Here is a 25194-nt window from a genome sequence, read left to right as displayed (position 1 = left end):
GGGTCAGGCCTTTTCGGCGACCAGAAGCGGCCGGCCGGCGGGGAACTCGAGCCGCTTCGCGCCGCCGGGGAGGGCCTCGCCATCGTGTGTCCGCCAGCCCTTGGCGAGGGGCGCGGCGAGATCGACCGTCGCTCTGGCGTTCTCCTGCGCTCCTTCCGGCACGCGGGTCGGCAGGAGGACGAGCACCGCGGTCTCACCCCGGCGCCGTTCGAAGCCGAACCACTGCCAGGGCGAAGGCGCGACGTCGACGGGCCGGTAGTCGCCCTCCCTCAGCGCGGCGTTGCGGCGTCGCAGGGCAAGCAGATCGCGGGTCAGCGCGAGATGCTCGGCGTCCTCGCGTGCGAGGGCGCCGGTGGCGGCCAGCGCCTTGATGCGGGCCTCCCAGTCCACCGGACGGCGATTGTCGGGGTCGACGAGCGAGAAATCCGGCAGCTCGGTGCCCTGATAAAGATCGGGCGTCCCCGGCAGCGTGTGCTGGAGCACCAGTTGCCCCAGCCGTACGATCTGCGCCGCAGGCGCCAGGCTCTCGCAGAGGCTGTCGAGCCGCTGCCGGAAATCGGCCGATTCGGGGGCCTCGATCAGGGCCCGCGCGAAGCCGAGGCTGGCTGCTTCATAGGTTTCCGATGGGGTCTCCCAGTCGGTATGGCGCTTCGCCTCGCGCAGTGCCTTGGTCAGGTAGACCTGCATGCGCTCGGCCGAGATCGGCCAGGCGGAGAACAGCGTCTGCAGGATGAAGTGGCGGTCGAGCGCATCGGGCATCACGGCACCGTCCACCTCGTGGGTGAAGCGGCGGCAGAGCGGATCGACCTCGTCGAGGAAATCGAGCCACAATTCGGCGCGCCCGCCGAGAGCGACGAGGCGGGCGCGGGTTGCGGGGCCGCGCTTGGTATCATGGGTGGCGAGCGGGATGAGGTCGCGCGCGCCGGCTTGCGCGCGGGCGGTGGCGAGGGCGTGCATCTGCGCCGGTGTGCGCGAGGGGTGTTCGAGGCTGCCGCCGACCTCGTTGGCGCAGAGCAGCACCGGGTGGCGGTAGAGCTCGGTGTCCTCGAAGCCCTTGGCCATGGCCGGCCCGCTGACCTGTTGGAAACGCAGGCGGAATTCCCTGTCGCTCGCCGTCAGCGGGTGCTCGACGCGCTCCAGCAGCAGGCTCGCGGCGGCGGCGGTCAGCGGGTTCTCGTTGGCCGCCACGGCGGACCGGATCGCCTGCCAGATGGCGACATCCCCGGCGTCGTGGCTGTCGTTCGTCGCGTAAGAACGATAGACCGGGCAATGGGTTAGCAGCGCCACGACGCCGTCGCGGACCGCCGTGTCGGTGAGATCCCCGGCGGCCATCGCCTCGTCCAGCCCGTCGCGGGCGAGGCCGGCGAGCAGCTCGACCTCGGCTCTGAGGCTGGTCTCCAGCACCTGGCGCTTGGCGGTGGCGAGGCGCTCGGGGAGGCTGCCGACCAGGATATGGCGTTCGCGCAGCGCCGCCTCGAGGCGGGCGTGGCCCTCGGGATCGACGAACAACCCGTTGATATGATTGAGCCGCTCATATCCCGTGGTGCCGTCGATCGGCCACGGCCGCAGGGTCTCGCCGGGCTCGAGAATCTTCTCGACGAGGATCGGCACATCCGGCCCGACGCAATTTCGCAAGCGTTGGCAATAGCTTGCCGGATCGACCAGCCCGTCGATGTGGTCGATGCGCAGGCCGTGAACGAGCCCCCGCCGCACCAGGTCGAACGGCAAACGGTGAACGATATCAAAGACCTCGTCGTCTTCGACGCGCACGCCGGCGAGGTCGGTGATGTTGAAGAAGCGCCGGTAGTTGAGGTCGTGGGCGGCGGTGCGCCACCAGGCGAGCCGCCAGTGCTGGGCGGCCAGAACCGCGGCGATATCGGCTTTCGCCAGCGCATCGTCCAGCGCCGCTCGCTGTGCCGGATCGAGCTGCCGGAGGCGCTCACGCGCCGTGACCAGTGAGTGCGGTGAGGTGGACGATGAGTCCGATCTGGACCGGTCCGTGCGATCGGTGCGATCGTCGCCCGGCAGAGCGTCGAGCAGCGCCGCGACGCTCTCCGCGCGCAGCGGGAAGGCGTGATCGGCATAGACGGCGAGGATGCGTCCCGCCGCGGGGTCGGCGCGCAGGCTGACCCCGCCGGCCGCGAGCGTCGCCTGCAGCGGATCGCCGAGCACGGGCAGCAGCAGCCGGCCGCTGTCCCATTTGACGTCGAACAGCCGCGCCGCCGCGCTGTCCGGTCCCTCTTCCAGCATCGCCATCCAGAACGGGTTGTGGCTGGAGGCGGCCATATGGTTCGGCACGATGTCGAGCAGCAGCCCCATGCCGTGGGCGGCGAGCGCCCGGCCGAGGCTGAGGAACTCCTCTTCGCCGCCGAGTTCCGGGTTGATCCGGGTCGGGTCGGCGACGTCGTAGCCATGGGTCGAGCCCGGCACGGCGGTGGTGATCGGCGAGGCGTAGAGATGGCTGATGCCGAGGCCGGCGAGGTAGGGCACCAGGCGCTCGGCGTCGGCGAAGGTGAAGCCCTTGTGGAACTGCAGCCGGTAGGTGGCGAGGAGCGGGGGCAGCGGGGCGGGTGCGGTCATGGCCGGGCAAGCCTCCACACCGCCGCGGCGAAGGCGCCGAGCGCGAGCGCGCCGTCGGCCGTCAGGGCCACGTCGCCGACACGCGCCGCCGGCTCCGTGCCGGCGACGCCGGCGGCCACGGTGATCCGCGCGGGCGCCGCGGTCGGGTTCAGCGCCATGGCGAGGCTGCCGGCGGCGAAATGCCAGGTGACGAGGAGCCCGCCCGTCTCGCGCACCATGTCCGCGCCGACGAAGGCGCCGTCGGTGAGCGGCCAGACGAGGGCGCGGCGGGTGTCCGCCAGCGCCCGAAAGGCGGCGAGTTCCTCGCGCGCCGGCGCCGTCTCGAAATCCTCCGCCCGCAGCGTGGCGGCGCGGAACGTCGCCTCGTCCAGCGGGTCGGGGAAGCTGCCGGCGTCGTGGTCGCGGAAGAAGTCGGGAAATTCGCCGCGCCGGCCGGTCCGCACCGCCTCGCCGAGATCCCCGGCGAAATCGCAGAAGAACGGGAACGGCTTGTCGAGCAGCGCCTCCTCGCCCTGGAACAGCAGCGGGATCTGCGGGCAGAGCATCAGCACGAAGCGCAGGAAGGCGAGGCGCTCGCGGTCGAGCGTGCCGGCGAGCCGGTCGCCCAGCGGGCGGTTGCCGATATGGTCGTGGTTCTGGACGAAGGCGACGAAGGCGGTCGGCGGCAGCTCGCGCGAGCGCGTGCCGCGCGGAAAGCCCTCGTCGTCGGGATAGCGTTCGCCCTGGAACACGAAGCCTTCCGCCAGCGCGCGGGCGGCGGCACCGAGGGCGTCGCGGGCATAGGGGCGGTAATAGCCGCCGCTCTCGCCGCTCGCCAGAACATGGAAGGCGTGGTGCCAGTCGTCGTTCCATTGCGCGGTGTAGAGCGAGCGCCCGTCGACCAGCCATTCGGCGATGTTGTCGTGGTTCTCCAGCACGAGCCAGGCGTCGGGCCGCACGGCGCGGCAGGCGCTCGCGAGCTCGACGAGGAAGACCTTGGCGCTGTCGGTGGCCAGCGCGTGCACGGCGTCGAAGCGCAGCCCGTCGAAACCGAACTCGGCGAGCCAGTAGGCGGCGTTTTCGGTGAAGAAGGCCCGGACCACCGGATTGCCGAGATCGATCGCCGGCCCCCACGGGGTGGCGATGTCCTCGCGGAAGAAGGCGCGCGCATAGGCGGGCAGATAGTTCCCGCTCGGGCCGAAATGGTTGTAGACGACGTCGAGCATCATGCCGAGGCCGCGATCATGGGCGGCCTCGACGAGGGCGCGTAGATCGTCCGGCGTGCCATAGGCGGTGTCGGGGGCGTAGAGCAGCACGCCGTCATAGCCCCAGTTGCGCCGACCGGTGAAGTCGGCGACCGGCATCAGCTCGATCACGGTGAAGCCGGCGTCGCGGTAATGATCGAGGCGCCCGATCAGCGCGCGGAAGGTGCCTTCGGGAGTCGCGGTGCCGACATGCACCTCGGCGATCACAGCCTCGTGCCAGGGGCGCAGGGGAGCGGCCGGCCGCGGCGCGTGCGGCGCGGGCACGAGGCTCCAGCCATCGGCATCCGCGGCCTGCGCGCGCGAGGCGGGATCGGGCACGGTGAGCGCATCGTCGCCCGCACCGACGCGGAACCGGTAGCGCGTGCCCGGGGCGAGGCCGGCGACGGCGGTGGTGAAGAAGCCGTCGCGCGGACCCGCCATCGGCACCGGGGCGGCGCCGTCGCGCTCGAGCGCGACCGCAGCGGCGTCGGGCGCATAGAGCCGGAAGCGCGTCAGGCCGGCGTCCGTCCGTGGACCGAAGCCGACACGGCTCATGCGCGCCATTCCCACACGAGCAGCGTGCGGGCCGGCACGGTGAAGGGGCCGCCGCCGTCGACGGCATGGCCTTCGAGATCGTCGCCGGTGGCGAGGATCGACTCCCAGTGGCCGGTTTCGACGGGGGGGGCGACGAAATCGACGTCGACATGGGCGGCGTTGAGCATGATCACCAGCGAGGGCTCGCCCTCCAGCACCGGGGCGAGGCGCAGCGTCAGGCATTTGGAGTGGGGATCGGCCCAGTTCGCTTCGCTCATCCGTTCGCCGCCATTGTTGAACCAGGCGACGTCCGGCTGGCCCATGGCGTTGCGGGCGCCGGTGAGGAATTCCGGGCGCGACAGCGAGGAATGGGTCTTGCGCAGCTCGCCGAGCCGGGCGACGAAGCGGGTCAGTTCCTCGTCCTCGTTCGACCAGTCGACCCAGCCGATCTCGTTGTCCTGGCAATAGGCGTTGTTGTTGCCGCCCTGCGAGTTGGAGCGCTCGTCGCCGGCCAGCAGCATCGGCACGCCCTGCGAGAGGAACAGCGTCGCGATCAGGTTGCGCTTCTGGCGGCGGCGCAGGGAATTGATGGCCGCGTCGTCGGTCTCGCCCTCGACGCCGCAGTTCCAGCTCTTGTTGTCGTCGTGGCCGTCGCGATTGTCCTCGCCGTTCGCCTCATTGTGCTTGTCGTTGTAGGTGACGAGGTCGTGCAGGGTGAAGCCGTCATGGGCGGTGATGAAGTTCACGCTGGACCACGGCCGGCGCTTGCCCTCCGCGAAGATGTCCTGCGAGGCGGCGAAGCGAGTGGCGAAGCTGGGCAGCAGCCCTTCCGAGCCGCACCAGAACTCGCGCACCTTGTCGCGATAGTCGCCGTTCCATTCGGAGAAGCCGGGCGGGAAGGCGCCAAGCTGGTAGCCGCCCGGGCCGACATCCCACGGCTCGGCGATCAGCTTCAGGCCGCCGAGAGTGGGATCCTGCAGCATGGCATTGAACAGGGCGTGGCCGGGGTCGAAGCCGGTGGGACGGCGCCCGAGCGTGGTGGCGAGGTCGAAGCGGAAACCGTCGACGCCGTAGATCGACGCCCACATGCGAAGTGAGTCCATCACCATCTGCAGCACGCGCGGGTGGTCGGTGTTCACCGCGTTGCCGCAGCCGGTCATGTCGTCATAGTAGCGGCCATTGCCGGGCAGCAGGCGATAGTACGACGCGTTGTCGATGCCCTTGAAGGAGAGCGTCGGGCCGAGATGGTTGCCCTCGCAGGTGTGGTTGTAGACCACGTCGAGGATGACCTCGATGCCGGCCTGGTGCAGCCGGTCCACCGCCTCGCCGATGGCGTCGAGCCCGTCCTCGCCGAGATAGCGCGGCTCGGGGGCGAAGAAGTTCAGCGTGTTGTAGCCCCAGTAATTGGCGAGGCCGCGGTCGATCAGGTGCCGGTCCTGGGTGAAGGCGTGGACGGGGAGCAGCTCCAGCGCGGTGACGCCGAGCTTCGACAGGTAGTCGATGAATTCCGGCTGGCCGAGCGCGGTGAAGGTGCCGCGGATCGCCTCGGGCACCAGCGGGTGGCGCATGGTGAGGCCGCGCACATGGCCCTCGTAGATCACCGTCTTGGCCCAGGAGACGCGCAGGTGCTGGGTGGAGGTGTAGGGCATGCCGGCGACGACGCGGGCCTTGGGCATGAAGGGGGCGCTGTCGCGGTCGTCCATGACGAGGTCGGCGTCGTCGCCGGCGCCGATGGTATAGCCGTAGAGCGCGTCGTCCCACTGGATATTGCCCACCAGCATGCGGGCATAGGGGTCGAGCAGCAGCTTGTTGGAATTGAAGCGGTGGCCGGCCTCCGGCGCCCACGGCCCGTGCACGCGCCAGCCATAGACCTGCCCGCGCCCGACGCCCGGCAGGTAGCAGTGCCAGACGCCGTTGGTGCATTCGTGCAGGTCGATGCGCTCCTGCTCGGTCTCGCCGTAGCGGTCGAACAGGCAGAGCGTGACGCCGGTGGCGTTGTCGGAGAACAGGGCGAAGTTGGTGCCCTGGTCGTCGACCGTCACGCCGAGCGGGAAGGCCGAGCCGGGCAGTATCGTGCGCATAAGCGGGTCACCGGTGCGAGGGGAATCAGGATGGGAAGACGGCAAAGGACTGGCGGTGGCCCGGGCGCGTCCGGCTCAGCTCCAGCCCCAGCGATTGGCGCGCATCAGCCGCTCGGTTCGGGCGAAGGCGCGGCCGGTATCGCTCCGCGAGCCGCTGCCGGCGGCGAGGCGCAGGGCAGTGAGCGTGCCGGTGACCAGCGGGTGGCCGAGATTGGCGCTGTGGCCGCGGATGAACTGGTCGGCGTCGCGCAAGGTGCATAGACGGCGTCCTTCCCGGGTCTGGAAGGGCCGTTGAAAACGTGCATCCCAGTGAAGATCGGGCATCGACGCAGTCTCGCTTGACGTGTGCGACGAGAACGTCGCCGCCACGGCGATGGTTCCCGCGTTTCCGCCGCAATTTGCTGCGGGTGCGAAATGCGGCGCGCTGGAACGCTCTGGTGCGTCACCTCGTTGATCGCGCAGCTCATGGGAGGATCCGATGGACGAGCGTGAAGACCGCATTCGTGAACGTGCGCACAAGCTCTGGGAGGAGGAGGGCCGTCCGGACGGGCGCGCCGAGGCGCACTGGTTCCAGGCCAAGGAGATCGTCGCGGTGGAGGAGAACGGCGCGGCGGCGCTGAAGCCGGTCGAGGAGAGCGCCGCGCCGCCGGTCGAGCCGATCGAGGCGCTGACCAATGCCGGCGAGTTCCCGACCCTGACCGACCAGGGCGAGATGGCGATCCCGCGGCGGCGCCTGCCGCGGTGATCCCGACACGGTGATCCTGCCGCGATGCTCTGCCACCGTGATCCTGCCGCGGCCGGGCGGAGGCTGGCGGGCCGTCGCCCGCTCGCGCGCGGCGTCCTGCCGCGCGGTCGCGGACGCCTAAAACACGTTGCCCCCTATGGGAAAAATACCATCAGAGGTAGCAGATTAGGCGGCTGCGACTTATGGGAACGAAGCCGGGCCGACATCGTTGTGCGCTCGGGTTTGGGGTCGTTTTTCCCAAGGAGACAGACCATGGCCGAGAAGAACCTCGACACGCTTTTCCACGAGACGCTCAAGGACATCTACTACGCCGAACGCAAGATCCTGAAGGCGTTGCCGAAGATGGCGCGCGGCGCGCAGTCGCCGGAAGTCAAGGCGGCGTTCGAGAAGCACCGCGACGAGACCGAAGGCCAGATCGAGCGCCTGCAGCAGGTGTTCGAGATGATCGGCAAGCGCGCGCAGGGCAAGACCTGCCCGGCGATCGACGGCATTCTCGAAGAGGGCGAGGAGATCCTCGAGGAGTTCAAGGGCCAGCCGGCGCTCGATGCCGGCCTCGCCGCGGCGGCGCAGGCGGTCGAGCATTACGAGATCAGCCGCTACGGCACGCTGAAGCGCTGGGCGCAGGTGCTCGGCATGAAGGATGCCGTGAAGCTGCTCGACGCCACCCTCAAGGAGGAGTCGATGACCGACGAGGCACTCACCAAGCTCGCCGATCAGGTCGCCAACCAGAAGGCCCTGAAGGCGGCGTGACGCGGCCGGGCGCCGGCACCGCCGGCGCCCCCAGCGTCCCGTTCGCGCGGACCGGGGAAGGATGGAACCGGCGCGCCCGACCGGCGTTGGTGCCCGGGTAGGCGATGGGCCGCGATCATCGCAGCGAGCGAGCAGGCGGGTTTGGCATGGCCGCGCGGGCGACATGGAAGGGCTTTCTCCGGCTGGGCGAACTGGTCAGCGCCGTGGCGCTCTACACCGGTGTCAGCGCCAGCGAGCGCGTCAGCCTGCACATGGTCAACCGCCGCAGCGGCCACCGCCTGTCGCGCCGTTTCGTCGACGGCGAGACCGGCGCGGTGGTGGAACGCGACGATCAGGTGAAGGGCTACGAGGTCGCATCCGGCGACTATCTGGTGCTGGAGCCGGAGGAGATCGCCGAGGTGACGCCGAAGGGCGACAAGACGCTCAGCATCGAGAGCTTCATCCCCTGCGGGCAGGTGGACGACCTCTATTTCGACCGTCCCTATTACCTCCAGCCCGCCGACAAGCCGTCTCAGGCCAGCTTCGCGCTGATCCGCGAGGGGCTGCGCGCGCGCCAGGTGGCGGCGGTCGCCACCGCCGTGCTGTTCCGCCGCCCGCGCAGCCTGCTGATCCGCGCCTATGATGATGGCATCATCGCGACCACGCTGAACTATGATTACGAGGTGCGCTCGGCGCAGGAGGCGTTCGCGGATATCCGCGACGTCGCCATCGAGCCGGAGATGCTGGACCTCGCCCGCCACATCATCGAGACCAAGGCGGGGCGCTTCCAGCCGGAAAGCTTCGACGACCGCTATGACGCGGCACTGGCGGAACTGGTGCGCGCCAAGATCGCCGGCCGCAAGATCACCCCGCCGAAGAAGCCGGCGGGGGGCAAGGTGGTCAACCTGCTCGACGCGCTGCGCGAAAGCGCGAAGATGGCCGACAAGGGCGGGGACAAGGGGGCCACGGGCAAGGCCGGCGGCAAGGGCGGCGGCAAGAGCGGCGGCAAGAGCGGGGCCACGAAGAAGGCGCGCAGCGCGGGCGCGCGGAAGCCCGCCCGTGCCGCCCCGGCGCGCAAGGCGGGATGACGCGCCATGGCGCTCGACCTCTATCGCCGCAAGCGCGATTTCAGCCGGACCCGGGAGCCGGAAGGTGCCGAAGGGACGGCCGAGGGCCATGCCTATCTGATCCAGAAACACGCGGCGCGCCGCCTCCATTACGATCTGCGGCTGGAGATGGACGGCGTTCTGAAAAGCTGGGCGGTGACGCGCGGCCCCAGCCTCGTGCCGGGCGAGAAGCGCCTCGCCGTGCATGTCGAGGATCACCCGCTCGACTACGGCAGCTTCGAGGGCACCATTCCGAAAGGCCAGTATGGCGGCGGCACCGTCATGCTGTGGGATACGGGCCGCTGGGAGCCGGTCGGCGACGCGGAAGCGGGCTATCGCAAGGGCCATCTCGAATTCGCGCTGCACGGCGCCAAGCTGCAGGGGCGCTGGCACCTCGTGCGGCTGAAGCCGCGGCGGGGCGAGAAAGCCGACAACTGGCTGCTGATCAAGGCCGAGGACGAGGTCGCCCGCACCGAGGACGCGCCCGATATCCTCGAGGAAGCGCCGCTCTCGGTGAAGACCGGGCGCACGCTGGACGAGATCGCCGCCGACGCGCCGCCGGCTCCGATGGCGAAGCGCCGGGCGAGCGCGAAGAAGGCGCCGGCCGATACGGTGGCGAGCGCGCCGCCGCGGGGCCGGCGCCGCGCCGGTGGGCCCGCGCCCGCGCCGGGTCTTGCCGCGCCGCTGCCCGACTTCGTCCCGCCGGCGCTCGCCACGCTGGTCCCGAAGGCGCCGGCCGGCGAGGCGTGGCTCCACGAGATCAAGTTCGACGGCTACCGGCTGCAGGCGCGGATCGACAAGGCGGCCAGGGGCAAGCGCCGGGTGCGGCTGCTGACCCGCGCCGGGCTCGACTGGACCGGGCGGTTCGGGCCCTCGCTGGCGGCGGCGCTGGAGGCGCTGCCGGTCGACGATGCGCTGATCGACGGCGAGGTGGTGGTGGAGACCGGCGCCGGCGCGTCGAGCTTCAGCCTGCTGCAGCAGGACCTCGGCGACGACCGCCATGATCGTTTCGTCTATTACGCCTTCGACCTCCTCCACCTCGACGGCCGCGACCTCCGGGGCGAGCCGCTGCGGGTGCGCAAGGAGATGCTGGCGGGCGTGCTGGCGGGGGCGCCGCCGATCCTCCGCGTTAGCGAGCATTTCACCGTTGACGGCGCGGTGATGCTGCGCCACGCCTGCCGGCTGAGCCTCGAAGGGCTGGTCTCCAAGCGCGCCGACGCGCCCTACCGCTCGGGGCGGGGGCGCGACTGGGTGAAATCGAAGTGCAGCCACCGGCAGGAATTCGTGATCGGCGGTTTCGTGCCCTCCACCGCGCTGAAGGATGCGGTGGGCTCGCTGGTGCTGGGCGTGTACGAGGCCGGCACGTTGCGCCATGTCGGCCGGGTCGGCACGGGGTTTTCGCAGAAGGTCGCCCACGACCTGCGGGAGAGGCTGGCGCCGCTCGCCCGCACGCGCAGCCCCTTCGCCGGCGCGCTGACGGCGGAGGAGCGGCGCGGGGTGCGCTTCGTCGCGCCCGAGCTCGTCGCCGAGGTGGAATTCCGCGGCTGGACCGGCGAGCATCACCTGCGCCACGCCGCCTTTCGCGGGCTGCGCGAGGACAAGCCGGCGCGCGAGATCGTGCGCGAGGACGAGGGCGACGCCATGGCGCAGACGCAGACGCCGCCGAAGGGCCGGCCGCGCCCGCGGGTGAAGCTCACCCATCCCGACCGCCTGTACTGGCCGGAGGACGGCGTCACCAAGCAGGGGCTGGCCGACTATTACAGCGAGATCTGGCCGTTCATCGCGCCCTTCGTCGTGGCCCGCCCGCTCGCCCTGCTGCGCTGTCCCGACGGGATCACGCAGTCCTGCTTCTTCCAGAAGCACGCCTGGCGCGGGATGAACAAGGCGATCGGCGTCCGCACGGATGCCGACGGTGCGGAACTCCTGGTCATCGAGGATCTCGACGGCCTGATCGCGCTGGTGCAGGCCGGGGCGCTGGAGATCCATCCCTGGGGCGCGCCGCTGGCCGACCTCGAGCGGCCGGACATGCTGATCTTCGATCTCGATCCGGGCGAGGGCGTCGGCTGGGAGGCGATGGTCGAGGGCGCGCGGGAAGTGCGGGCGCGGCTCGAGGCGCAGAAGCTGCCCGCCTTCGTGAAGACCTCCGGCGGCAAGGGGCTGCATGTCGTGGTGCCGCTGAAGCCGAAGGCGGATTGGAGCGCGGCGAAGTCGTTCGCCAAGGCGCTCGCCGACGCCATGGCCGCCGATGCGCCCGAGCGCTACGTCGCGGTCGCCACCAAGGCGCGCCGGCGCGGGCGCATCTTCGTCGACTATCTGCGCAACGGGCGCGGCGCCACGGCGGTCGCCGCCTATTGCCCGCGCGCGCGGCCGGGTGCCGCGGTCTCGATGCCGGTCGGCTGGGATGAACTCGACGCCATCTCCGGCGCCGATCAGTTCACCATTTCCGACGCCCCGGCCCGCCTCGCCAACCTTGCCGCCGACCCGTGGGCGGATTTCCGCGCCGCTGCCGTGCCGCTGGCGGCGGACGCGCCGCGTCCGAAGCGGGGCAAGGCGCGTTCCCCGCGCTGAGGAGGCGCCCGCCATGCCCGAGGGGTTCTGGCTCAGTTCGGACGAGATCGAGGCGCTGCTGCGCCTGCTGGCGGCGGCGGGCTGCGGCATGGCGGTGGGCGTGAACCGCGAATTGCGCGGCAAGCCGACCGGCATGCGCACGCTCGGCCTCGTCGGGCTCGGCGCGGCGCTGGTGGCGCTCTCGGCCATGCGGGTGGAGGGCATGGCCGGCCATCCCGATGCGACCAGCCGCGTGGTGCAGGGCATCGTGCAGGGGGTGATGACCGGGATCGGCTTCCTGGGCGCCGGCGTCGTGCTGCGCGACCGCGACCGGATGGAGGTTCACGGCCTCACCACGGCGGCGACGGTCTGGGTGACGGCGGCGCTGGGCGTCGCCTGCGCCATCGCCTCCTGGCACGTCATCCTCGTCGCGCTGGCGGCGATCTTCGTGCTGCTGGCGGTGATGAAGCCGCTGGAACGATGGCTCGAACCCGAGGTCGATCCACCCCCCGCGAAGGACAACCGGGATTAGCGCCCGGCTCGACGGCCGGCTCGCCGTTACCGCGACTTGCCGCGCTTCTGTTCGGCGGCGAGGCTCTTCTTGAGCGCATCCATGATGTTGACCACCTTGGTCGGGCTCTCGTCCTCCGGCGCCGCGCTGGCGCGGCGACGCGAGGGACGGCGCTGCTTCTGCTTGGCCTCGATGAGCCGGCGCAGATTGTCCTGCAGCGGATCGTGCACCAGCGCGGCGTCCCAGTCGCGGGTGCGGCGCTCCATGAGGCGGCCGACCAGGGCGATCATGTCGGCGTCGGTGGCTTCATCGATGTCCTTGAAGTAGTCCTCCGGCCGGCGCAGCTCGTCGGCATAGCGCAGCGTCCACAGCACGATGCCGCGCCCGCGCGGCTCCAGCATCACCGGGCGCTCGCGCCGGTGCAGCACGAGGCGGGAGATGCCGACCTTGCCGGTGGCGGCCATCGCCTCGCGGATGACGGAAAAGGCCTCCTCGCCGACGGGATCGTCCGGCATCAGGAAATGCGGCGTGTCGTACCAGATCCACTCCACGCTGTCGGCCGGCACGAAGGTCTCGATGTCGATGGTGCGGGTGCTCTCCAGCGCCACCGCCTGGAGTTCGTCGTCGTCGAGGATCACGTAGCTGCCGGGCTCGCGCTCGTAGCCGCGCGCCTGATCGTCGCTCTCGACGGTCTCGCCGCTTTCGGAATCGACATAGATGCCCTCGACGCGGTTGCCGGTGGCGCGGTTGAGGGTGTGGAAGCGGATCTTCTCCGTCTCGCTGGTGGCGGGCGCCATCGCCACCGGGCAGGTGACCAGCGACAGCTTGAGATAGCCCTTCCAGAAACCGCGCGCCGCCATCTCGCCCTCCGAGCCGCGTCCCGGACCGATAATCGCCGGCGGCGCGCCGGGTTCCCCACCCGATGAACCAAAACCGGCGGCGGGCGTTGGGCCATGGGCCGGCCGAGCTTTGGGAGCGCGTGAACCATGTCCGACAGCGAGCGATTGCGCGATCGGATCGATGCCGGCAAGGCCGGCGACAAGGTGCCGTTTCCCGATCCCGCCGCCGCCCCGCTCGGGACCGACGACGAGGCGGCCGGGCGACCGCCGGCCGCATCCGCGCCGACGGCGGATGGCGAGACGACGGTCGGCTCGGGAACGGACGAGCGGGGTCGGCCCTATGCGGACGAGGGCGTAGCGCTGAGGGGCATCTCCTTCGCCACCGCGGTCTCCGGCCTGCTGCTGGTCATCGTCGGCTTCGCGCTCGCCGTTGCCCTGCTCTCGTGAGCCGGGCCCGCGGAACCCGCCGGCGGGGGCCCGGGTTAGCGCAGGTTCCGCTTATCGAAAGACGATGCCCGCCATGCTTCCCAGCTCCGCCCTGATCGACCCGCCGGCCGTGCCGGCACCGTCCCCGTCCGGGCGGCGCGCCGACACCCCGGTGCTGGAGCCGGGGCGCAACATCTGGCGGCTGGAGAAGGCCGATCGGGCGGCGGTGCTGGTCGACGGGGCCGCCTATTTCGGGGCGCTGCGGGCGTCGATGCTGGAGGCGCGCGAGACCATCCACATCGCCGGCTGGGATCTCGACAGCCGCATGAAGCTGGTGGGGGCGAGCGGCCGCGCCGACGACGGTTTCCCCGAGACGCTAGCCGCCTTCCTCTCGGCGCTCGTGACGCGGCGCCCGGAGCTGCGCATCCGCCTGCTGCTGTGGGATTATTCGGTGATGTTCGCGCTCGAGCGCGAACTGATGCCGCTCTATTCCTTCCTGTGGTCGACCCCCCGCCAGATCGAGCTCTGCCTCGACGACGAATTGCCGCTCGGCGCCTCGCACCACCAGAAGATCGTGGTGATCGACGACAGCCTCGCCTTTTCCGGCGGGCTCGACATCACCCAGCGCCGCTGGGACACGTCCGAGCATCGCCCCGGGGATGATCGCCGTATCGACCCGCAGGGCGGCGCCTATGGCGCCTTCCACGACGTGCAGATGGCGGTGGACGGGCCGGCCGCCGCCGCGCTGGGCGAGCTTTTCCGCGAGCGCTGGCGCCGCGCCGCCTCCGAGCGCCTTCAGCCGGCCCGCCGCCCCGGCCCGCGCTGGCCGCAGGCGCTGGCGCCCGATTTCCGCATGGCGAAGATCGGCATCGCGCGGACGCTGCCGGCCTATCGCGGCGAGGCGGCGGTGCGCGAGGTCGAGGCGCTGTTCTTCGACATGATCGATACCGCGCAGCGCTCGCTCTATGTCGAGAACCAGTTCATCACCTGCGAGCGCTTCGCCGGGCGGGTGATCGCCCGCCTTCACGCGCAACCCGCGCTCGAAGCGCTCATGGTGACACCGCGCCACTACCGGAGCTGGCTCGAGCATCAGGCGATGGGCGTCGCCCGCGAGCGGCTGCGCGAGCGGCTGCGGCAGGAGGGCCTCGCCGACCGGGCCCGGCTGGTGTTCCCCGAGGTGGACGGCGCCGAGGGCGGCACGGACGTGTTCGTCCATGCCAAGATCCTGATCGTCGACGACCGGCTGCTGCGGGTCGGCTCGGCCAATGTCTGCAACCGCTCGATGGGCTTCGACACCGAATGCGACCTCGTCATCGAGGCCCGCACCGCGCGCGAGCGTGCCGGCGTCGCGGCGGTGCGCGACCGGCTGCTCGGCGAGCATGTCGGGCTGGAGCCCGAGGCGGTCGGGATGATCGTGGAGCGCGAGGGTCTGCTCGCCGCTGCGCGCGCCTGCGGCGGCGGGCGACGTCTCGCCGGTCTTCCCGACCCGGACGCGCTCGACCTCGCTTTGCCGATCAACGCGCTGGCCGATCCGATCGAACCGATCTACGACGACCGAGCCGAGGGCGGTAACGGACGCGGCCGGGCGCGGTTCTGGCTGGCGCTGATCGCGGCGCTGGTGGTGGTCGCCGGCCTGATCGTCGCCTGGACGCAGTCGCCCTTCGCCGAGCCGGAGCGCATGGTCGCCGCGCTCGAAGGTTTCGCCGACCGCCCCTGGGCGCCGGCCGTCGTGGTGGTGGCCTATGTGCTGGGCGGGCTGATCGCCTTCCCGGTCTCGGTGCTGATCGTGGCGACGGTGGCGGTCTATGGCGGCTGGACCGGCGCGCTGCTGGCCGGGGCGGGGGCGGTCACCAGCGCCGTCGCCACCTTCCTGATCGGGCGGCGGCTGGGCGCGCGCCTGCTGCGCCGGGTGATCGGGCCGCGGGTCAACCGCATCCGCCGCGCCTTCGCCGATCGCGGCATCGTCACGGTGGCGACCATGCGCATGGTGCCGCTGGCGCCGTTCTCGGTGATCAACCTCGTCGCCGGCGCGGCCGGGCTGCGGCTGAGCGATTTCGCCATCGGCACCGTGCTCGGCCTGCTGCCGGGGCTCGTCGTGCTGAGCGCGCTCGGCCGGCAGATCGTCGAATTCGTCGCCGAGCCCTCGCTGATGCGCATCGCGCTGCTGGCCGGCTTCGTATTGCTGTGGATCGGCTGCTCGCTCGGCCTGCAGCACCTCGTCTCCCGGTTCCGGAGGCCGGCGTGAGCGGGCGGGAGCGGCCGCTGCGGCTGATGACGTGGAACATCCATGGCGGGGTCGGTCCCGACGGGCGTTTCGACCTCGAGCGCATCGCCGCGCTGGTCGCCCGCCACCGGCCGGACCTGCTGGCGCTGCAGGAGGTCGACACGCGCGGGCGCGGCGTCGAGTGCCTCGCGCCGCTCGACGGGCTCGGCATCGGCCATCGCGCCGAGGCACGCACCATCGCGGTGGGGGACGGCCATTACGGCCATGTGCTGTTCGCGCGCTGGCCGATCGGCGAGGTGGTGCTGCACGATCTCTCGGTGCGCCGGCGCGAACCGCGCATCGCCATCGAGGCGCAGGTGGCGACGCCGGCGGGGCCGCTGCGGCTGGTGGCGGTGCATCTCGGCCTCGCTCTGGTGGAGCGCCACCGCCAGCTGTCCCGGCTCGCGTCAATCGCGCGCGCAGGAGACGGCATGCCCATGGTGATGATGGGCGATTTCAACGACTGGTTTCCGGCCGGTGGGTGGCGCCGCGCACTGGCCCGCTCGCTGCCCGAGCGGACCGCGCTGCGCAGCTTTCCCGCGCACTGGCCGACGCTGCGGCTCGACCGGATCTATTGCAGTGCGCGCGGCATGCTGCGCGACGCCTTCACCGACCCGGCCGCGCGCCACGCCTCCGACCACCTCCCCGTCATCGCCGACATCGTGCTGCCGCCGCCCGCGGAGGCGACAGGGCGGGAGGCGACCCCGCAGTCCGTGCGCGAACCGGCCGGCATGGCCACCGGCTAGAAGCCGCTGCGCAGCCGCAGGTGGCGGTGGGCGGGGGCCGAATCCGGGTCGTGCGAATGGGCGGCGACATCCTCCGCCACCGGGATGAGCTGCAGCGCGCCGTGCATCAGGCCGCGTTCGAGGAACAGCGCCTCGGCATAGCTCGACACGTCCTGCACGCTGCCGCGCATCACGGTGACGTCGATCGAGGTTGTGTGGTCGACCGGCACCGACAAGGTCGCGACCGTCTGGTCATGCCGGTCGAGCCGGCCCTGCGGCACCCGCGCGGCAAGGTTGCGCACGGACTGGTCGACGGCGCAGCTGATGATGCCGAAGCAGGGCGCATCGGCCGGCGCCCCGGCGCGGGTGGAGAGGCCGCGCCGGACGAGATCCCGTATCGCCTCCGAGCGGCTGAGCCCCCCGGTCGCTTCCATATAGGCATCGAGCGCGCCGGCCAGTTCGTCGTCGATGGCGATGGTGGTGCGCTGCATGTCCGCCTCTCCCGCTGTCGGCTTTGAGGTTAGGTCATCGCCCCATGCCGCTCAATCGCCGGCCGGCCCGGTCGGCGCTCAGTCCCCGCCCGCGCGGCGGCGCCACATGAGGGCGCGGATGGTCCAGGCCACCCCCGCCAGCACGGCGCCGGCGGCGAGCCCGAGCAGGAAGGCCGGCGTGTCGCGCCAGGAGGGCAGCAGCCCGGCCCACGCCGCGCCGACCACGATCGCCGTCGCCACGAGATAGACCAGCGCGGCGTTCCAGGTTCGCGCGCGACCGGCTGGGTCGGGCGGATCCTCCGGATCGAGGAAGCGCGGGGCGATGAGGCCGAGATAGACCACCTGCTGCAGCGCGCCGAGCACGAACAGCACCGCTGCGAGGTCGATCGGCAGCATCAGCGCCAGCCCGCCCGCGCCGATCAGCACCGAGCCGGCGGCGAGCCAGATCTCGCGCAGGCGCTCGGCGCGGTTCGGCGGCCCGCCCATGATCGCGGCGTAGGTCGCGTCGGCCATCGACGACGCGGCGAGCGAGCGCACCACCATGACCCCGCTGAACAGATAGAACAGGCCGATGAGCCGCAGGGCCGTCTCGGCGAGAAGGGTCATCATGGCGGGATCCGATGGCGGGGAGGACGAGGGGAGGGCGGGTCGACCGATGGCTCAGAGCAGCGCGGTGGAGAAGGCGGCGACCTTCCACTCGCCCGCCGGCCCGCGCCGGAAGCACAGGCCCCAGACGGCGGGATCGCGGACATCGGATTCGCGCACCGCTCCCGCCGCGCCGGAAGGCAGGCGTACGCCGCGCCAGCCGTCCGGCAGTCCATCGAGAGTCTCCTCGAGGTAAATCCGTTCCGGCTCGAGCGTTCCCCGGATCGCGGCATTCTCCGACGCGGAAGCATGGACCTTCGCTGCCGCGGGGGCGTACAGACCGCGCGCGCCCGCGTCGATCCGCGCCGCCGCCCCGGCGTCCCAGCGCGCGCCGCGATAGGTGCAGATCGCGTCCTTCACCAGCGGATCGCGGCCCCATTCGGGCGTGGCGATGGCATCGGCGATGACGGAAAGCGCCTGCGCGATATGGGCGGCGCCGGGGTCCACGCCGGGCGCGGGCGGCAGGTCGCCCTCCATGAAATAGCCGCCGATCGCCTCCAGCCGCTGTGGGCCGTCGCGCCAGGGGCCCTCCGTCTTCGCCTTGCGGGCCGATGCCGGGGTGATGCCGGCGATGACGAAGACGAGCCGGTCGGCGATCCGCGCCGCGACGGCCGCGTCATCGCCCGCGCGGGCCGCCTCGCCCAGCCGTTGCGCCACCGCGACGAGGTCGGCGGGCGGCGTGAGCGCGGCGCCGATGGTGGCGGGCACCGGCCGGTAGGGCTGGGGCCGCTGTTCGGCAGCCGCCGGCGCGGCGAGACCGGCGAAAAGGGCGGCGGCGATCAGCTCGAGATCGGAAATGCGACGCATCGGACCGGCGGACTCTGGCGGCGGGAGGCGCACCATGTCGGCGCCGCGCGGCAAAGGCAATCCGCATCGATCCGCAGTCTCGCCCGCTGGCGTCAGGCGTCCGCGGCACGTCTCATTCGTCGGTGCCGGCGGCGTGCACGTGCCGGTGGCTGTGATAGTGCGGATGCGCGTGGATCGCGCCGGGGACCAGCCGCCCGCCCTCCATCACCAGCGCCCGGGTGGCGAGTTCGGCGACAAAGGCGTCGTCATGCGAGACCAGCAGCATCGCGCCGGGAAAACCCGCCAGCGCGGCGCGCAGCCGCCGGCCGTTCTCGGCGTCGACGCCGTTGGTCGGCTCGTCGAGCATCAGCACGTCCGGCTGCAGGGCGAAGAGCCCGGCGAGGCAGACGAGCCGCTTCTCGCCGCCCGAGAGCCGGTGGCAGACCCGCTCGGCGAGGTGGCCGATGCCGAGCGCGTCCAGCGCCGCCTGCGCGCGCGCCAGCGCCTCGGCCTCGGTGCAGCCGGTATTCATCGGGCCGAAGGCGACGTCCTCGATCACCACCGGGCAGAACAGCTGGTCGTCGCTGTCCTGGAACAGGAAGCCGATGCGGGGGCGGAAGGGACGAAAATCGCGCTCCCGCGCGCAGTCCGTGCCGAACAGGCGGATCTGGCCGCCGGCCGCGCGCTCCAGCCCGACGATGGTGCGCAGCAAGGTCGTCTTGCCCGCCCCGTTGGGGCCGACGATGGCGAGGCGCTCGCCGGCCGCCAGCGTCAGGTTGACGCCGTCGAGCACGAGGCTGCCCTCGCGCCGGACGCTGAGATCGAGGAGCTCGACGGGGACGCTCACAGCCGGTCCACCGCGAGCGCGAGCATGCCGCCGGCGGCCAGCGCGGCGAAGGCGATCCAGTCGGATCGCGCGGGACGGGGCAGGGCGCGGGAGGGAAAATGGCCCTGATAGCCCCGGCACAGCATGGCTTCCTCCACCCGGTGGGCGCGGTCGAGCGCCCGCACCAGCAGCATGCCCATGAGATTGCCGAGGCTGCGCCAGCCATGGCGGGTGGAGCGCGGCCGGAAGCCGCGCGCGCGCATCGCCTCGTGCAGGCGCCCCGCCTCGGCGCGCAGCAGGCCGGCATAGCGCACCGTGGTCACCAGCAGCCGGATCAGCCGCTCGGGCATGTGCAGCGCGCGCAGCGCGGTGCCGAGCCGCGCCGGCTCCACATCGCCCAGCAGCGCCGTCAGCACCAGCACCGAGGCGGAGACCTTGCAGGCGATCAGCGCGGCGCGCCAGACGCCTTCCCGGCTCGCGGCGAGCGGCCCGAGCGTGAACAGCGTCTCGCCCGGCACGGTGAAGGGCAGCGTCGCGAACAGCAGCAGCATGAAGGCTTCGACATGCAGCAGCCGATGCGCGAGCCCGGTCACGCGGCCGCCCCCTGCGGCCAGCAGCACGGCGGCGGCGAGCACGGCGGCGGCGACGGGGAGGCTGTGCAGCGGCGCGATGCAGACGATCACCGCGAAGGCGGCGACGAGGCGCAGCCGCAGATCCGCGGGCCGCATCAGGAGCGCCTCGCGCGCAGCCACAGGCCCATTCCGGCCAGCCCGAAGATGAAGAAGAGGCCGGAGAGGATGTCGACCATCCGCAGGCGCGAATCCATCGCCTCGATCCGCTCCAGCAGCGGCTCGACCTGCCGCTGCACGGCGGCCTCGACCAGCGCGGCGGTGTCCGCGCCCGACAGGGGGGCGGCCGGGGCGCTTGCCGGTGCGGCATCCGGCGGCGGCGAAGACGGTGCCGCGGCCACGGCGCCGAATCGCGCCGCCTCGAGGGTCGCCGAAGCGATGTGGGCCTCGTGGGTGTCGACGGTCACGGTGATGTCGGAGGCGGGCCGCGCCGGCGGCCGGAAGCTGAAGCGGCCCTCGGTATCGGTGGTTCCCGCGGCGATCACGGTGCCGGCCGCGTCCTTCGCCACCCAGGAGGCGCCCTGCGCGCGGCCGCCGCCGATGAAGAAGGCATAGCCGCCCACATTGCCGTCGGTGACCGCGGCGAACACCTTGAGCTTGTGCGCTTCGGCGGTGCCGCCCAGCGCGAGCGCGAACAGGGCGGCGAGGGCGAGCCGCCTCATGACGCCAGCGGCCGCAGCGCATCGGGCTGCACGCGGGCGAGGAAGGCGACGATGGCCGCCGTCACGAAGCCCTCGGCCAGCGCCAGCGGCAGGTAGGTGGCGATGAGCACGCGCGCCACCGGCGTGTAGTCCGAGGAGGACAGCGCCAGCGCCAGCGCGACGAGGCCACCGGTTCCCAGCACCGCCAGCGCGCCGACCGCGCCCGCCAGCGCCGCGCGCAGGCCGGCGCGCGCGGTGCGCCGGATCGCCGGCCCCAGCAGCAGCGCCGCGACGACGCCGGGCAAGGCGATATTGACGGTATTGACCCCGAGCGTCGTCAACCCGCCGAAGCCGAACAGCAGCGCCTGCAGCAGCAGCATCACCAGCACCGCCGCGAAGGTGGCGGTGCCGAGCATCAGCCCCATCAGGCCGGCGAGCAGCACATGGACGCTGGAGGGCCCGACCGGCACGGCGATCAGCGAGCCCGCGAACACCGCGGCGCAGAGGATGCCGGCGCGCGGCACCAGCCGGTCGTCCATCCGCCGCAGCCCGAGCGCCACCCCGCCGGCGGCGATCGCCCCGCCGGCCAGCAGCACGGGCAGGGAGAGGATGCCGTCGGGGATATGGGCCATGGCTACTTCCCGTCCATCCCGGTGGCCTTCACCCAGATCAGCGCGCCCTGCTCGACAGGGACGTCCTTGCCGTCCGGCGACTTCATCGGCCGGTCGCCCTCGACAAGCGCGGCGAAGCCCCACCAGCCGGCGCGCGGCATGGCGTAGCTGAAGGTGCCGTTGGCGTCGGCCTTCAGCACCTGGGTGACGAAGGCGTCGTTCGGCGGCTTCACCGTGCCGTCATTGATGAACTCGACCTCGACCTCGGCGAAGGGCACCGGCTTGCCGTCCTTCAGCACGACGCCGGAGAACAGGTTGCCGGCCCACAGCCCGGTCGGCCGGGTCAGCGGCTGGATCTCCACCGGCAGCCCGATCAGCGCGTCCCAGCCCTCGCCCGAGGCGAAGCTGTCGACCACCACCTTGGCGTAGTGGACGATGAACTTGCCTTCCGCCGGCTCCCAATAGGGCTGCGGCTCGACGAAGAACACCGCCGCCCCCGGCTCGGGCAGCTCCTGCGCCAGCGTCCAGGCGCTCTTGCCGTCGACCGGCTTTTCGGTGACCCTGCCGAGCAGATCGGTCGTCTTGCCATCGACCAGCACCCCGAGCCGCGCCGGCTTCTTCATCTCCATCACCGGCCCGCCCTCGACCGGATGGGTGAAGACGAGGTCGAGGGTGACGGTGCCGCCATCGGGCAGCACATCCGCGGAGGGGATGATCTCCTGGAAATGGGCAAAGGCCGACGAGGCGGACAGCGCAAGGCCGACGAGGCCCGCGCGCAGCGCGAGGGGAAGGGCGGGCATCTCGTCTCCGACCGTTCGAGCGTATGAATATTTATTGAAGTTATCATACTCATGGCCCGCGCCGGCTTGCAAGCGCTATGTGCGCCGGGCGTTCCGCCGCGCGGTTTCAGGGCGGCGTGATCGGTCGCGCCTCGGCATCAGCGAGGCCGACGAGGAGATGACGGCCGGTGGCATCGACGCGGAAGATGCCGTAGCGGGCCTGCGCATAGAGGTCGCCCTGTCCCTCCTGGAACAGGAAGGAGTGCGGCTCGATGCGCGCGCTCCCGTCGCTGTCGCGGCCGACCTCGAAGGCCACCTCGTTTGCGCCCGGCGCGCCGGCGTCGAGCACGCGGCGGAAATGGCCGATGCGGCGGTCGTCGAGCCCCAGCACCAGTACGGCGCGCGGGGTCTCGAGGCGGATCGGCTCGCGCTCCAGCGCGAAGGCGAGGCGCATATAGTCGCCCTGCATCAGCGAGCGCGGGTCGACCGGCACGAGTTCCAGCAGCACCACCTCGCCGGTCGCGATCAGCCGCTCGAAACCGCGCACGGTCCAGCCGAACGCGCCCAGCACGGCGAGGCCGGCGAGCAGGAACAGCGCCCGCCGGACCGGCTGGCGCATGCCGCGCGCGCTGGTATCGCCCGCCGTCATGGCGCCGCCTCGCGGTCCCAGCCGGCAAGGGCGATCACCGCCCGCGCCGCCAGCAGCAGCAGGCCGCTGCCGACCAGCGCAGCGGATTTGGCGAGGAAATCCATGTCCCGGCCATAATACCAGAGCACCAGGAACGCCGGCAGCGCGATGATGCCCAGCACCCGGAGCGGCGTGTCGTGCAGGGCGTGGCCGAGGATCAGCAGCGCCAGCGCGTAGCCGATGCCGGGCGCGCCGATGACGCCGAGCAGCACGATGCCGGCGACCGCCGCCATCAGCGGCGGACGGGCCAGCGCCGCGACGCCGCCCGCCACCCAGGCGACGAGGCCGATCAGCGACAGCGTCAGGATCGCCGCGATCGGGCGCGGATCGACCGGCACGTCGCTGGCCCCGAGCCCGACCTCGCGTCCGGCGGCGATCAGGGCGACGATGGTGCCCATGGTGGCGAGCGCGGCGAGGCCGACCGGCCGCAGCGCGACGGGGGCGCGGTGCGGCAGGAGCAGCAGCCCCGCCAGCGCCGTGGCGGCGGCGTAGAGCAGCGTCAGCGCGGCCGTCGGGTCGCCGATGAGGCTGTCGCGCAGCAGGATCTCGGCGATGAGGGCGACCGCCACGGCATAGGGCGAGAGGAGGCGGTCGAGCGACGAGGCCGATACCGGATAGGTCAGCACGGTGACGGCGAGGATCGCCGCAGGCAGCGTGAAGGGCCTGTCCGCCCCCGCCAGCGTCATGATGCCGCCCACGGTCATCACCTTGCCGAGCGCCAGCGCGGTGAAGCCGGTCTGGGCCAGCATGTCGCGCGCCAGCCCCGCCGGCTGTGCATTCAGGGCGAGCGAGAGCCCCATGCCGAGGGCGAGGAAGATGATGCCCCAGACGAGCAGGCCGTTGCCGCTGTCGAAGGAGATCAGACCGGAGATGCCGAGAAAGGCGAGGAAGAACAGCGTCGCGAGGAAGGTGCCGAGCGCGGAGAGGAGGCGCAGGTGCAGCGGCGGGCGCTCCTGCGCGGCGTCGGTGCGGATCGCCTCGGCGAGCACGGCTTCACGCTCGGCGGGCACCTCGCCGGCGGCGCGCCAGGCGGCGAGCAGCGTGGCGGCGTCGATGCCGGGGCGGGTGGCAGCGGTCATGGCGCATGCCCTTCCATGCGCCGGGCCATCGAGCGCAGCCACGCCACCGCCAGCGCGAACAGGGCCAGCGTCGCCAGTCCCATCAGGAAATAGGTGCCGACATCGGGCCGCCGCGCGCCGGCCGAGACCGCCCGGAACAGCGCGAAATCGCCAATGGCGCAGACGGTGAGGATGACGGCCGTGAGCATGGCGACATCGGGAATGGCAAAGCGATAGGCCCCCGCCATGACGAGCAGCAGCAGCGGAATGACGGCGAGCGCCAGCCCTTCGAGCCGGCCGGAGCCGTGAAATTCGTCCAGCAGCAGGAAGGCGAGCTGCGCCGCCACCCCCAGCAGCGTCAGGCCGAGATAAAAGCGCGTCCAGTGCCCGCCCGCGACGGCATAGCCACCGCGCGCCAGCATTTCGCGCAGCAGCAGGGCGGAGCCGAACAGCGCCATCAGCGCGAGGTTGCGGCCGGCGTGGAAGGTGGCGTCGGCGGGCTGCGTCTGGTCCCAGAAGGTGAATAGCGCCACCGCCGCCACCGCGATCCACACCGCCCAGGCGGCGGCCGAGGCGGCGATCAGCGCGAGGGCGAATGTGAGGCCGGCCCAGGCCGCGAACAGCGTCCAGGCATCGGCACCGGTCTGGTAGATCTGGCCGGTGACGGCGAGGAACACGCCGACCAGCACCACCGCGGCCGTGGCCGCGCCGTCGCCGGCGGGCCGGCCGAAGCCGAGCGCGGCGGCCGCGAGGCAGGCGGTCGCGAACAGGCCGCCTATGGCGCCGAGCTTCACCATGGGCGGGATGGCGTTCCAGTTGAAGGCGAAGAAGTAGATCAGCCCGGCCAGCACCAGCGCCGCGCCCACCGTGCCGATCAGCCGTCCGGCCCACAGCCCCCAGCGGCGGGGCGGCCCGATGAGCGCCAGCGCATGATCGCGGGCGGCGGCCGGGATCAGCCCCCGCGCGGCGAGCCGGTCGATGGCCGCCCGGTCGAGGCGGATCGTGTCGAGCGCGCCCGGCCGGTCGGCCGCATCGTCCTTCATCCGCCGTTCACCCGCCGTGCTGGAGGCTCGCCCGTGAATACCATTGCGCACGGTATGCTCCAAGGTCGATCCATGCCCCGCCTCGCCGGACTCGCTGTGCTGATTCTCGCCGCGCTCGCCCCGGCGGCGTTCGCCTGCCCGCTGGAGAAGGCGGTCTATACCCCGCTCGACGCGGACGACGACTGGGGGGCGGAGGCGGGCGTCGCCAATGCCTGGGAGATCACCCATGTGCACCCGGCGCCGGCGGATGCCGACCGGCCCTGGATCATCCGCCTCGCCGAGAACCGGCAGAAGCTCGCCGCCGACTTCGCGGTGGCCGATCCGCCCGGCTTCAGTGCCGTCCACGTCTACATGCTGGTGCCGCCGGGCGGGGCGAGGAAGGGCTTCGACGCGGCAAAGGCGCCCTCCGCATCGCTCTATTATTTCGGCGACAACCTCAAGCGGGTCGATCCCCGGCCCGATGACGGTGCGCCCGCGGCGCCGCCGCTGATGCAGCTGCCGGGCCTGTCCAAGGCGTTCTGGGACTGGAAGCGCGACGGGCGCCGCTTCGTGCCGCCGGACGGGCTCTGGAAAGTCACCGCATGCCGGGACTGAGCGTCATGCGCCACCACTTCCCGTACCGTCATCGCCGACCTATAGTCCCGCCATCGCAGTGGGGGACAGGGCGGGCCATGCGGGGTTCGCGGAC

General features: G+C 71.8%; 25 protein-coding genes. 9 read left to right on the top strand and 16 right to left on the bottom strand.

Annotated features, from left to right (window positions below; genetic code table 11):
* Positions 1-3: 3 nt before the first annotated feature.
* From treY to ACEUEL_RS15010, 4 genes are all read right to left on the bottom strand, one after another.
* Positions 4-2580 (bottom strand): malto-oligosyltrehalose synthase, encoded by a 2577-nt coding sequence (gene treY / locus ACEUEL_RS15025; RefSeq protein WP_405707065.1) that lies wholly within the window; start codon positions 2578-2580, stop codon positions 4-6.
* Positions 2577-4358, bottom strand: coding sequence for a malto-oligosyltrehalose trehalohydrolase (gene treZ, locus ACEUEL_RS15020; protein ID WP_405707063.1), 1782 nt, complete (start codon positions 4356-4358; stop codon positions 2577-2579). Before treZ ends, treY begins: the two co-directional genes overlap by 4 nt.
* Entirely contained in the window at positions 4355-6418 is a 2064-nt protein-coding gene (glgX, locus tag ACEUEL_RS15015) for a glycogen debranching protein GlgX (protein ID WP_405707061.1), read from the bottom strand. Before glgX ends, treZ begins: the two co-directional genes overlap by 4 nt.
* Before the next feature lie 75 nt (positions 6419-6493).
* Positions 6494-6670 carry a hypothetical protein gene (locus ACEUEL_RS15010; protein WP_405707059.1) on the bottom strand — a complete coding sequence of 59 codons (177 nt, stop codon included), beginning with the start codon at positions 6668-6670 and terminating at the stop codon, positions 6494-6496.
* Positions 6671-6896: 226 nt separating this feature from the next.
* On the opposite strand from ACEUEL_RS15010, the gene ACEUEL_RS15005 reads away from it, so the two are divergent.
* The 5 genes from ACEUEL_RS15005 (at position 6897) to ACEUEL_RS14985 (ending at position 12077) form a co-directional block, all read left to right on the top strand.
* Positions 6897-7163, top strand: coding sequence for a DUF2934 domain-containing protein (locus tag ACEUEL_RS15005; protein WP_405707057.1), 267 nt, complete (start codon positions 6897-6899; stop codon positions 7161-7163).
* Between the two features lie 252 nt (positions 7164-7415).
* Complete coding sequence (locus ACEUEL_RS15000; RefSeq protein WP_405707055.1) at positions 7416-7913, top strand: YciE/YciF ferroxidase family protein; 498 nt, start codon at positions 7416-7418, stop codon at positions 7911-7913.
* Positions 7914-8059: 146 nt separating this feature from the next.
* Positions 8060-8980, top strand: a complete 921-nt coding sequence (gene ku / locus ACEUEL_RS14995; RefSeq protein WP_405707053.1) for a non-homologous end joining protein Ku — start codon at positions 8060-8062, stop codon at positions 8978-8980.
* Positions 8981-8986: 6 nt separating this feature from the next.
* Positions 8987-11566 (top strand): DNA ligase D, encoded by a 2580-nt coding sequence (ligD, locus tag ACEUEL_RS14990; protein ID WP_405707051.1) that lies wholly within the window; start codon positions 8987-8989, stop codon positions 11564-11566.
* A gap of 13 nt (positions 11567-11579) precedes the next feature.
* The gene (locus tag ACEUEL_RS14985) at positions 11580-12077 is read left to right on the top strand and encodes an MgtC/SapB family protein (RefSeq protein WP_405707049.1); all 498 of its coding nucleotides are present in this window, start codon (positions 11580-11582) and stop codon (positions 12075-12077) included.
* 26 nt (positions 12078-12103) lie between these two features.
* On the opposite strand, the gene ku (ACEUEL_RS14980) is transcribed toward ACEUEL_RS14985, so the two are convergent.
* Entirely contained in the window at positions 12104-12916 is an 813-nt protein-coding gene (gene ku, locus ACEUEL_RS14980) for a non-homologous end joining protein Ku (RefSeq protein ID WP_405707047.1), read from the bottom strand.
* Positions 12917-13042: 126 nt separating this feature from the next.
* Between ku (ACEUEL_RS14980) and ACEUEL_RS14975 the strand changes: the two genes are divergently transcribed.
* From ACEUEL_RS14975 to ACEUEL_RS14965, 3 genes are all read left to right on the top strand, one after another.
* The gene (locus ACEUEL_RS14975) at positions 13043-13342 is read left to right on the top strand and encodes a hypothetical protein (protein ID WP_405707045.1); all 300 of its coding nucleotides are present in this window, start codon (positions 13043-13045) and stop codon (positions 13340-13342) included.
* A gap of 73 nt (positions 13343-13415) precedes the next feature.
* Positions 13416-15566, top strand: a complete 2151-nt coding sequence (locus ACEUEL_RS14970) for a VTT domain-containing protein (protein WP_405707043.1) — start codon at positions 13416-13418, stop codon at positions 15564-15566.
* Complete coding sequence (locus ACEUEL_RS14965) at positions 15563-16330, top strand: endonuclease/exonuclease/phosphatase family protein (RefSeq protein WP_405707041.1); 768 nt, start codon at positions 15563-15565, stop codon at positions 16328-16330. Before ACEUEL_RS14970 ends, ACEUEL_RS14965 begins: the two co-directional genes overlap by 4 nt.
* Here the strand turns inward: ACEUEL_RS14965 and nikR are convergent.
* The 11 genes from nikR to ACEUEL_RS14910 all read right to left on the bottom strand — a co-directional run bounded on the left by nikR (position 16327) and on the right by ACEUEL_RS14910 (position 24506).
* Positions 16327-16800 (bottom strand): nickel-responsive transcriptional regulator NikR, encoded by a 474-nt coding sequence (nikR, locus tag ACEUEL_RS14960; RefSeq protein WP_405707039.1) that lies wholly within the window; start codon positions 16798-16800, stop codon positions 16327-16329. The genes ACEUEL_RS14965 and nikR overlap by 4 nt on opposite strands.
* A gap of 78 nt (positions 16801-16878) precedes the next feature.
* Positions 16879-17409, bottom strand: coding sequence for a hypothetical protein (locus ACEUEL_RS14955; RefSeq protein WP_405707037.1), 531 nt, complete (start codon positions 17407-17409; stop codon positions 16879-16881).
* A 51-nt stretch (positions 17410-17460) separates the two neighbouring features.
* Positions 17461-18252: a hypothetical protein gene (locus ACEUEL_RS14950; RefSeq protein WP_405707035.1), complete on the bottom strand. Its 792-nt coding sequence runs from the start codon at positions 18250-18252 to the stop codon at positions 17461-17463.
* A 112-nt stretch (positions 18253-18364) separates the two neighbouring features.
* Positions 18365-19078 (bottom strand): energy-coupling factor ABC transporter ATP-binding protein, encoded by a 714-nt coding sequence (locus tag ACEUEL_RS14945; RefSeq protein ID WP_405707034.1) that lies wholly within the window; start codon positions 19076-19078, stop codon positions 18365-18367.
* Positions 19075-19785 (bottom strand): cobalt ECF transporter T component CbiQ, encoded by a 711-nt coding sequence (cbiQ, locus tag ACEUEL_RS14940; protein ID WP_405707032.1) that lies wholly within the window; start codon positions 19783-19785, stop codon positions 19075-19077. Before cbiQ ends, ACEUEL_RS14945 begins: the two co-directional genes overlap by 4 nt.
* Positions 19785-20348 carry a cobalamin biosynthesis protein CbiL gene (locus tag ACEUEL_RS14935; RefSeq protein ID WP_405707030.1) on the bottom strand — a complete coding sequence of 188 codons (564 nt, stop codon included), beginning with the start codon at positions 20346-20348 and terminating at the stop codon, positions 19785-19787. The genes cbiQ and ACEUEL_RS14935 overlap by 1 nt, the downstream gene beginning before the upstream one ends.
* Positions 20345-20959 (bottom strand): cobalt transporter CbiM, encoded by a 615-nt coding sequence (gene cbiM, locus ACEUEL_RS14930; RefSeq protein ID WP_405707028.1) that lies wholly within the window; start codon positions 20957-20959, stop codon positions 20345-20347. The genes ACEUEL_RS14935 and cbiM overlap by 4 nt, the downstream gene beginning before the upstream one ends.
* A 2-nt stretch (positions 20960-20961) precedes the next feature.
* On the bottom strand, positions 20962-21738 hold the full coding sequence (locus ACEUEL_RS14925; protein ID WP_405707026.1) for a DUF4198 domain-containing protein: 777 nt from the start codon (positions 21736-21738) through the stop codon (positions 20962-20964).
* Between the two features lie 106 nt (positions 21739-21844).
* Positions 21845-22366 (bottom strand): GDYXXLXY domain-containing protein, encoded by a 522-nt coding sequence (locus tag ACEUEL_RS14920; protein ID WP_405707024.1) that lies wholly within the window; start codon positions 22364-22366, stop codon positions 21845-21847.
* The gene (locus ACEUEL_RS14915; RefSeq protein ID WP_405707022.1) at positions 22363-23484 is read right to left on the bottom strand and encodes a DUF4401 domain-containing protein; all 1122 of its coding nucleotides are present in this window, start codon (positions 23482-23484) and stop codon (positions 22363-22365) included. Before ACEUEL_RS14915 ends, ACEUEL_RS14920 begins: the two co-directional genes overlap by 4 nt.
* Positions 23481-24506 (bottom strand): DUF2157 domain-containing protein, encoded by a 1026-nt coding sequence (locus tag ACEUEL_RS14910; protein ID WP_405707020.1) that lies wholly within the window; start codon positions 24504-24506, stop codon positions 23481-23483. The genes ACEUEL_RS14915 and ACEUEL_RS14910 overlap by 4 nt, the downstream gene beginning before the upstream one ends.
* Positions 24507-24578: 72 nt before the next feature.
* On the opposite strand from ACEUEL_RS14910, the gene ACEUEL_RS14905 reads away from it, so the two are divergent.
* Complete coding sequence (locus tag ACEUEL_RS14905; RefSeq protein ID WP_405707018.1) at positions 24579-25100, top strand: hypothetical protein; 522 nt, start codon at positions 24579-24581, stop codon at positions 25098-25100.
* Positions 25101-25194: the final 94 nt, after the last annotated feature.

This window comes from Ancylobacter terrae, from assembly GCF_045108345.1.
GTDB lineage: Bacteria > Pseudomonadota > Alphaproteobacteria > Rhizobiales > Xanthobacteraceae > Ancylobacter.
The sequence above is the reverse complement of the archived record's forward strand: the minus strand, read 5'-3'. Positions and strand labels throughout refer to the sequence as shown.